This window comes from Vibrio sp. V43_P6S15P86 (genome assembly GCF_009904725.1).
GTDB classification, from domain to species: Bacteria; Pseudomonadota; Gammaproteobacteria; order Enterobacterales; family Vibrionaceae; genus Vibrio; species Vibrio diabolicus.
The window spans coordinates 1-7,887 of the sequence record NZ_WXWT01000331.1 but is presented as its reverse complement, the minus strand read 5'-3'; the positions used below and the strand labels follow the sequence as shown (position 1 = coordinate 7,887).

Genomic DNA, 7,887 nt, shown 5'->3' with positions numbered 1-7,887 from the left:
AACCACCACAACCAGACAATGCCAAACCTACTACAGAAATAAGAGCGAGTTTTTTCATTGTATTAACCTCAATTTACGAGCTAGTTTAGGAAATTGCCTGTATCTTATTGGGCATATCGTGAAGAGATCGTGAAGAAATGTGATTTTTATGAAAATTTTAATTGTAGATGACAACCACAATGTCTCGGAGACGATTGCGGACTATCTTGAGCTTGAAGGCATGATTATCGATTGTGCGTATCATGGTGAGGCCGCACTGAAGTTAATCGAGGATAATCATTACGATGTAATCATCATGGATATCATGATGCCTAAGCTCGATGGCATTAGTACGGTACAGAAACTTCGACAAGATCAGCTCTGTGGAACTCCAATCCTCTTCCTAACCGCAAAAGATACGTTAGATGACAAAATCGCGGCATTTAAAGCGGGAGGCGATGACTATTTAATGAAGCCATTTGCGATGGAAGAGCTTAGTTTGCGTGTTCATGCTTTGGCTAATCGCGGTCCAAGGCAAGATATTGGAACGCTCAAGTTTGCGGACATTTGTTTAGATGCGCGCACAGGCAAAGTGACGAGAAAAGACAAAGAAATTAAGCTGAGCCGAATTCAAACCAAGATTTTAAAGTTACTTCTCCAACGTGCTCCAGCATCGGTTTCGCGCACAGAAGTGATCGATAGTGTGTGGGGAGACGAACCACCCGGAAGTGATGCACTTCGTAGCCATATTTATGGTTTAAGAACCGCGTTAGACAAAGGTTTTGAAGAATCACGATTAGAGACTATTCATGGACAAGGTTACCGACTTAAAGCATAACGAATATCCAAGTATTTATCGCAAGATCCGTTGGGGTTTTGGGGTGATGACGCTTGTGATGTTTACTCTTTTTTGGTCGCTGATTTATGTGGCAGAAAACAAACTTGAAGTGCTGAGTTTACATCACTGGCTTGATACTGAAGCTGCGCTTTATAGTGAGAATTTCGAGAAACAGGGCTGGGATGCGCCATTGCCAAACGTATTGGAGTTCAACTCATATTGGAGTGAAGCACCGACACCGGATTGGTTGCTCTCTTTTACTTCGCCCGGTTTTTACGAATATCTGCTTGGTGAAGAAGACAAACACTTTGTCGTATTGAAACACCCCTCAGGGAAGGGGCTTATGTACATTGTGTTTCAAGATGACTCCGATGATTACCTCGACGAATACGAAAGCTCGCTGCATCAGTTTACGCTACTGCTCGGTGGCTTATTTTCATTTGTTATGGTCGGGTATGGCATTTATATGGTGCGAATATTGTCTCGACCACTAGCGCAAATCGAAGACAAAATCAGCCAAATGTCACCGGATCAACCCGCTTTCCAAGTTGAAACCAAGTTCAGTGAGACACGCCAAATAGAGCAAACTTTGCTGGATAATAAAAACGATATCGCGGGCTATTTCAAACGAGAACAAGAATTTAGTCGTTTTGCATCGCATGAGTTGAGAACGCCAATCATGGTGATCAAAGGCTCAACAGACATTCTAACGCGTATTCCAGAACAACCTCGAGTCGCGCAAAAAGCCATCGCGAGAATGCAGTCAGCTTGTGAAGACATGCGCGTACTGACAGAAGCGTTTCTCTTGCTCGGTAAAGAGAAAATAGAGCCTCAGCATTACGGAGAGCATCAGCTTCTTACTTGTTTACAAAAACAACTGGAAGAGCTGGCTCCTTTATTTGCCAAGCAAGATTCGAACTACTCTTTGCACGAACAACATAGTGGTGTCGTGAATGCACCGGAGAGTTTTGTGACCATTGTAATCAACAATCTGATTAAAAACGCCTTTAGCTATAGTGTGGGAGATATTGAGATTGAGTTGGATGGTCATGCTCTTAAGATCCTGAATCGTCACGATGGTAACGAGACGTACAACGCCGGCTACGGTTGTGGGCTTGTTATCGTACAACGCATATGTGAACGGATGGGATGGGCGTTAATACTGGACGATGATGGTGTTCGATTTAGTGCGAAAGTGGAATTCCGTTCCTAGCTTTGTGCGTCTAACCCACAGTCAAACAAGAAAAAACTGGAATTTGAATTAGACTGAAGTTAGTGACGCGGAAACTTGAGGAACCGTTATGCTTTCTTATCAGGTCAGCAGAAGTATTGAAATTAATAAGAATCAAAGCGAGATTATTGGCTATCTCAAGGATTTTAATAACTGGCCTGATTGGTCACCTTGGATCATTCTTGAACCGAGTTGCGAGCTTACATTCAGCGATAATCAAGGTCACGTTGGAGCCGGTTACCAATGGAGCTTCATTTTTTTCGCCCAATCAAGAGTCACGGAAAGGTGACTCTAATAGTGACGCCGTCACAAGATGGTTGTTTAGTCGAATGGCAAATGCAATCACGCGTTCCTTGGTATCTGTTCTTTTTGAAAAGTATGTTTAAGTCGATGATAGAGATGGATTATCAACGTGGGCTACGCATGCTTAAAAGCAAACTTGAAACCGGACAAGTGCTCTCAGACTTGGTTGAAATTGGTAATCGAACCCAGCCTCAGGTTCATTACATCGGAATAAAAGGCGAGGCCAGCATTCCAGAATTAGGTCCGGTGATAGAAGAACAAGTTCACAAGTTAAAGCAGATAGTTGATGACAAGGGCTTATCTGTGAACGGCGAGTTATTTTGTTATTACCAGTCGATGGATATACAGAAAGGTATGTTTGAGTTTATCACTTGCTTACCACTTGATAACGCGGTAACTGCGCCAGAGGGGGCGGTTACTGGTACCATACCTGAGAGTGAAACATTTGTCGTCGAGCACCGTGGGGAATATCAGTTTTTGGGAAATGCGTGGGCTTTAGCGATGAACTTGGTTCGCCAGAGTGGTATGAAAGCCAAAACCAGTCCATTAGGGATTGAGCGCTACTTAGATAACCCGCAAGAAACCACGCAGGATAAACTAAGAACCGAAGTTATTTTATTTAAGAAATGACAGGCGTTGCCGGACACGCTCCCCTGAATATCATGCTAGTTCCGTAGTAATCTACAAAAAAAGAGGGTTTCTATACTCACCTATAAAAATGCCTCAGCAATTGCCGAGGCATGGTTTTATCAGCCAACTTCTCTTGCTAGAGAATTATTGTGCACGGTACTTACCGCTGTTTAGTTCAATTTTAGACGCTTTTACCCGGCTGTCTGCGTTTAGATAGTCGCTAATGCTCAGTAGATCTTGATCTTGAGATGCTTTTAACACCGCAGATTCTCCCTCTGCGAAGACAACTTCCAGCTTTAGCTCTTTGGCGACCGCTTTCGCTTCGTTAGGGTTGTTTACCGTGATGTAAACCAGTCCAGTGGCCTTGGATACATTGCTAAATGCATTCTTAAACACTTCATCACCGGCTTGAAGCTTTACTTCTTCGGATAGGCTCCTAGCTGTACCCGTTTGCACCTTGCGATAATCTTGGCCATTAATCTCAACCGCTTCTGAAGGCACGAACAGTTCAGGTGCGGGTTGTTGAGAGAGTTGTTGCTCAGCGTATGCGCTAGCCGTCATCATAGAAAGAGCCAGCATAGAAAATGATATGTATTTCATGTAATTGACTCCTTAGTGTCCAAAGATGCGCATCGACCAGTTCTTAATAACACCTGGCTGAGTGTTGTTTGCCATCGGAACATCATAGATGGTTGAAGAGTTAAAATATGCAATGTAAGAAAAGACTTCGTCGCCATTCGTATCGATTGCTCGTAATGTCCATTCGCCTTTTGCATCTTCGCCATAGAACTGGTTAGACAACATTAATTGGTCTTTGTAGCCAGTAATCGTTGGGTCAAGAGATTGACCAACAAGACCATTACGTGGTGTTTGCAAAACGGAACGAGTCCCTGATGGCGAAACGAGCTCGATAGCTAAGTCGGGCAGGCGAGAGTGGTCTAATGTCAATTTCACTTGAACGGATTCTACCTTCAGATCATCGGCAATAGCGATACTTGATGAACCGCCAGCCAGACTCGCATCGGGTACACTGACTTCTTTAGCATTATTAACCCAAGGCGTAATAACTTGAGGCGGTAAAACACGATTCGTCATGCGAGCACGTTGCATTGCTTCATCCAAATCGACAGCGCCGAAGCCATAAAAAGTATGGAAATCTACGCCTGCAGCGTTTTTCTGCCAAGGAGAAATGGCCTCGTAGCTAACCTGTTCACCTTTGTGGTTAGTAAATTCAAGTTGTACGCCTGGATGCGTTTTATCCGTTACTTTTGCTGTCTCTGCTAGCAAAGCACGTACATCACGAGCAGAAAGTGCATGATTCGTGGACATGATTGCCGCGATGGCACCGGACGTGTTTGGCGCAGCAGACGAGGTTCCGTTCATTGTACTGGTATAGTTACAGTTCGGGTCTAGCTCCGTTCCGCCGTGTAAGCCATTGATACCAAGTCCGTCGCTGGTATTTTGCCCTTCTTCACAACCCATCAAATCGGTGGTGACCATGGCAGGGAAGTCTTGCCCATATTCACCTGCTGGTGCGGCAACCCACACGTTAGACCCCACCGATGAGTAACTCGCTCGCGTGCCATCCGCACGTAGTGCACTGGTGATTAAATTAAAATAGTTGGCGTTGTCATAAGACTGAGCGGAGTTGTGCATCGGCAAGCCTTGGTTGTCTCCACCAGCAAAGAAGTTACTTGGTAATACGAAGAATCTTCCCGCATTGAAATAGCGATAACCATTGCCGGCTGACTTAACAAATACAGCACCGCGTCCCCATGAGTTACTCTCGCTGACATTTTTTATCACGTCCATTTCAAGTTTAAGTTGAGGATCGCTTTCATCAAAAATTATTGGGTTGATCGGGCTGAAACCATAGCTTTGGTTAAATACACGAACATCGCGTGTGGCTGGGTCCATGCCGTGAGAGATTAGCCAGCCTTCTAATGTCTGGTTGGCTAACCAGTTAAAACCAATAAGAGAAGAGTGAGAAGCAACACCGCGTCCACCTTCACCATTGTTGCCGACTGCGCTGATCAAACCGGCGACAGCAGTGCCGTGACCATTGGTATCAACCGGATAACTTAATGGGAAAGAAGAGTCTTCGACGAAGTTTCTGCTACCTGTAACTATATTACCTGCAAGATCTGGGTGATCGATCTGCACTCCAGAATCAATGACCGCGACTTTTACACCAATACCCGCAATACCCATTGCTTGAGTGAGCTTGGTGTTTAGGTCGTTCCCAGCAACAGCTGGGTTAGCTGCAAAAGCAGTTTGCCCTGTGTTGTCTAAGTGCCATTGTTCAGAATAGAGTGGATCAAACGCCGAGACGGCAGGTGCAATGCCTACTGCCAACATAGCAGCAAATAGGCGGTTAATGCGTATTTCCATTTTTGACCTCATGTCTTTGTTTGGAATTTTTTAGCTCCTGTTTCATATTCCTCTAACAGGAATAAACAAAGCTAACGACAAAGAATAAGGACGAAAACCATTTACAACTTGTTTACATCAAAAGTTCGACGAACAACATGAGCCAGTGTTAATTCACTGAAATTATAGGGTTTTTTAATGTCGAATAGCGCACGTATGAAAAGTGAAAAGCAGAAAATACGGTCGTACTGTCTGCTTTGAGAGGAAGGATTATTTACTTGAAGCGGGTTGAATTGTCGCCATTGGTTTCTTCGGTTTGGCCTTTTCTTTGGGTAGCACGTTATCAATCCACTTTTTGATGTATAGCTTATTGAACTCACTATCACACCACTTCTTGTTTAAACCACGTCGGTTAAACTCAGCGCCAATCGCAACTTTGGTTTGGTTGGTTGCACGGTTGTAGTAGAGGGTCTCGCACAACTGAGTGTTACTCATTTGTTGGGCATATACGTTAACACTGCTGCTGCGCATTCCCAGTTGAGAGGCTTGATGGTGACTACACGCAGTGAGAAGTGCAGGCGCAAAAATAGCGATGGTTAGGATTTTTTTCATTTTGCTCTTATGACGTCGGGTGAATAACGAAGCGATTTCTTCCTGCTTGCTTTGCGTCATACAAAGCTTGATCTGCGAAGAAAAACCATTGATCCCATTCTTGTTGAATAGTTTTTACGGACAGTCTGTCGACAGCTCCGAGAGAAATTGTCGCGTTTAATGACTTAGAGTCAACCACTAGTGGCGTTTTTTCCACGATATATCTCAATCGATCCAAGAATTTAGCGCAATCTTCAGTTCTGTTTACTTCAAATAATAAGACAAACTCCTCTCCACCCCAACGGATGAGTAGGTCACCAGAGCGAGTCGATTCATTAAATAACCTGGCAATATGCATTAACATCTTGTCGCCAATATCATGCCCATATTCATCGTTAAACGTTTTAAAATGATCGATATCTAATACGGCTAAGGCAAACGTTCTATCTGGGCTTCTACGAGCCATTTTATCCAGCCAAATGGGAAGGTAGCGACGGTTGTGCAGTTGAGTTAATGGATCGGTAGTATTTTCTTGAGTGAGTGCTTTATTAATACTCCTAACGCGCAGTACGTAACGAAAGCCAACGACACCAATCGCTGCGATAGCGATAAAGTAGAACATTTCTCTATAGCGTTGTGAACGCAGCTCTGAAGCTTGCAACGCATTTTTCGTTTCTAGTAGCTTGAGTTCTTTCTGAGCTAACTTAGCTTCGAGGTCAAACTTAATATTAATCATCTCTTCGCCGTGAATATGATGAGAAAATTCAGCTTCTAGCTCTCTTAACTGAGTCAAGTAACGAAAAGCCGCTTCAAAATTATTAAGGGTTTGATTCGCGTTTACTAGGACCGACAGCATATCAATGCGCTGTCGTATTTCTAGCTCATCGGTTGATTTAGTTTGCTCAAGTACGTTGATAGCTGTCGAAATAGCTTTATCGTATTGTTCATCTGCGAGGTATGCTTCTGCATATGCTTCATAACAAGGCATTTTCTTCGCCTCTACGTTTCCCGTGATAGGGAGAGCTACGCAACGCTGTGCAACCATCAACGCTTCATCAATTTTCCCTATCGAACTTAACATTTGTGAGAAGCTGGATAATGAATAGTGTTTGATGACGTCTGACCCCGTTTGCATTGAGAGTCGGATTGCTTCATTAAAATAGTGTTCTGCCTTTTCGCTATCTCCACTGCTTAAGTGAACAATACTTAAGTTTGCGTAGATAACCCCAATGAAAAGGCTGTTGTCATATTGATATTCGCTGTTTAAATAGGTATCGAGTGCTTGCGTAAGGTAGCTACTGGCGCGAGCCCAATCGGATGCATCGATATAGACGGTACCGATGTTATTCAGCGTCATGGCAACTTGCATTTCAAATACGGTTCTCTCTAACAACTCATAGGCGGTTCGGTAATACTTGAGTCCGCTACGTAGTTGATTCCGTGAAACCTCTAAGTTCCCTAGCCAGCGATATGCTCTTCCTTCTAGCGCTAAATAGCCGAGATCGCGGGCTTCAGCGATGATGTCATGGAGTACAAGTTCTGCATTCCAATTGTCGTCTAGTTCAATCATGGTTACCGCTTTATTAAGCTGTGCTTCAGCGACTACCCACGGTAAATTATGCTCTGTCCCAAACTCAATTAAATCAGGCATATCTTTGGGCAGCGGAACGCCTTCGTAGCGCTTTAGGTATAGGCGCGCAAAGTAATAAAGCGCAAGAGATTCCGCTGACGCATTCTGTGGCGCAACTAATTCATCTTCTTCAATTGAGCGCGGCTTACCCATTGAACGAAAATAGAGATTGAGCATGGAGCTGCTTTGAGGAGAAATGTGTTCTTCCAGATAGCTCTGTTTTTCTGTGTTGGCAAGTACATGGGTTGGATGGAAGAAGAATCCAAGTACTGAGAACAGCGCGCAAGTTAGCGTTTTAATCGGAAAGTGCATGAG

General features: G+C 44.0%; 6 protein-coding genes and 1 pseudogene. 3 read left to right on the top strand and 4 right to left on the bottom strand.

The annotated features are described in order from the left end of the window. The first annotated feature begins 148 nt into the window (after positions 1–148). From CAG69_RS14610 to CAG69_RS14600, 3 genes and pseudogenes are all read left to right on the top strand, one after another. A complete protein-coding gene (locus tag CAG69_RS14610; RefSeq protein ID WP_005395631.1) occupies positions 149–817 on the top strand; it encodes a response regulator transcription factor in 669 nt (222 codons plus the stop codon). After that, the gene (locus CAG69_RS14605) at positions 789–2,030 is read left to right on the top strand and encodes a sensor histidine kinase (RefSeq protein WP_109169044.1); all 1,242 of its coding nucleotides are present in this window, start codon (positions 789–791) and stop codon (positions 2,028–2,030) included. The genes CAG69_RS14610 and CAG69_RS14605 overlap by 29 nt, the downstream gene beginning before the upstream one ends. Positions 2,031–2,118: 88 nt before the next feature. After that, a pseudogene (locus CAG69_RS14600) lies at positions 2,119–2,981 on the top strand (SRPBCC family protein). A gap of 144 nt (positions 2,982–3,125) precedes the next feature. Here the strand turns inward: CAG69_RS14600 and CAG69_RS14595 are convergent. The 4 genes from CAG69_RS14595 to CAG69_RS14580 all read right to left on the bottom strand — a co-directional run bounded on the left by CAG69_RS14595 (position 3,126) and on the right by CAG69_RS14580 (position 7,884). Continuing rightward, positions 3,126–3,581 (bottom strand): hypothetical protein, encoded by a 456-nt coding sequence (locus tag CAG69_RS14595; protein ID WP_012842506.1) that lies wholly within the window; start codon positions 3,579–3,581, stop codon positions 3,126–3,128. 12 nt (positions 3,582–3,593) lie between these two features. Next, positions 3,594–5,372 carry a S8 family peptidase gene (locus CAG69_RS14590; RefSeq protein WP_161444854.1) on the bottom strand — a complete coding sequence of 593 codons (1,779 nt, stop codon included), beginning with the start codon at positions 5,370–5,372 and terminating at the stop codon, positions 3,594–3,596. A 249-nt stretch (positions 5,373–5,621) separates the two neighbouring features. Next, entirely contained in the window at positions 5,622–5,963 is a 342-nt protein-coding gene (locus tag CAG69_RS14585) for a hypothetical protein (protein WP_161444852.1), read from the bottom strand. 7 nt (positions 5,964–5,970) lie between these two features. Continuing rightward, positions 5,971–7,884 carry a tetratricopeptide repeat-containing diguanylate cyclase gene (locus CAG69_RS14580; RefSeq protein ID WP_161444856.1) on the bottom strand — a complete coding sequence of 638 codons (1,914 nt, stop codon included), beginning with the start codon at positions 7,882–7,884 and terminating at the stop codon, positions 5,971–5,973. Positions 7,885–7,887 lie beyond the last annotated feature (3 nt).

What these genes read in the sequence shown, in the direction of transcription:
- CAG69_RS14605 (WP_109169044.1), top strand. Translation starts at nt 789, where the DNA reads ATGGACAAGGTTACCGACTTAAAGCATAACGAATATCCAAGTATTTAT.
- CAG69_RS14590 (WP_161444854.1), bottom strand. Translation starts at nt 5,372, where the DNA reads ATGGAAATACGCATTAACCGCCTATTTGCTGCTATGTTGGCAGTAGGC.
- CAG69_RS14580 (WP_161444856.1), bottom strand. Translation starts at nt 7,884, where the DNA reads ATGCACTTTCCGATTAAAACGCTAACTTGCGCGCTGTTCTCAGTACTT.
- CAG69_RS14610 (WP_005395631.1), top strand. Translation starts at nt 149, where the DNA reads ATGAAAATTTTAATTGTAGATGACAACCACAATGTCTCGGAGACGATT.
- CAG69_RS14585 (WP_161444852.1), bottom strand. Translation starts at nt 5,963, where the DNA reads ATGAAAAAAATCCTAACCATCGCTATTTTTGCGCCTGCACTTCTCACT.
- CAG69_RS14595 (WP_012842506.1), bottom strand. Translation starts at nt 3,581, where the DNA reads ATGAAATACATATCATTTTCTATGCTGGCTCTTTCTATGATGACGGCT.